The sequence below is a fragment of the bacterium genome (assembly GCA_024228115.1).
Classification (GTDB): Bacteria; Myxococcota_A; UBA9160; order UBA9160; family UBA6930.
Map to the genome: position 1 here is coordinate 1 of JAAETT010000324.1, position 789 is coordinate 789.

Genomic DNA, 789 nt, shown 5'->3' on the forward strand with positions numbered 1-789 from the left:
ACTCACACTTACTCGGTTTCAATTTCATCCCGTTTTCGGTGAGTTTGGTTAACACACCATCCAAGGTTTCAATATGGTCATCCACCGTTTTGGTGGCGATGAGAATATCATCCAAATAACAGAACACCTTGGATTGATCCAGTCCCCTTAGTGCATTATTCATGCACCTTTGAAATGTTGCTGGGGCGGCGACCAGCCCAAACGGCATGTACACGAACTCGAAAAGCATGGGGTTATTCCCCATCCACGTGATGAAAGCACTTTTCCTGCGGGCATCGTCACTCATTTTAATGTGATGGTAGCCCGCTTTCAAATCAAGCTTGGTGAAATATTTTGCACCTCCCTGACCTGCCATATCGAGGAGATCATCACATCGGGGCAAAGGATAACGATCCTTCACCGTGACCAGATTAAGCTCCCGATAATCAATACAAACGCGTATCTTGTTATCGTCCTTTTTCCGCACGAGGACCGTCGGGAACGCCCACTCAGAATTCGAGTGTGCAATCACACCTGCTGCTAGCAGATCGGTCAACTGCTTCTTCACTTCTTCCCGATCACTGTAGGGCATACGCCTGATGGGTAGAGCGATAGGACGAGCGTCACCTGTATCGATTTCATGGATCACACCATGGGCATGACCCATCTCCCTGTCTGATAAAGACAGAGCTTCATGATGTTTCACGAGAAGGGCAATCAAGGCCTTCCCATCGGGATGCTCTCTCATAGCCTCCGGCGATTGTTGTGTTGCAATGGGTTTGACTTTTCCGCGTGGATCGGACATTGCCT

General features: G+C 48.8%; 1 protein-coding gene. It reads right to left on the reverse strand.

What is annotated here, in order from left to right; all coding sequences use genetic code 11:
• Positions 1 to 789: RNA-directed DNA polymerase (locus GY937_14355; protein MCP5057883.1), on the reverse strand; the 789-nt coding region annotated here is incomplete at both ends.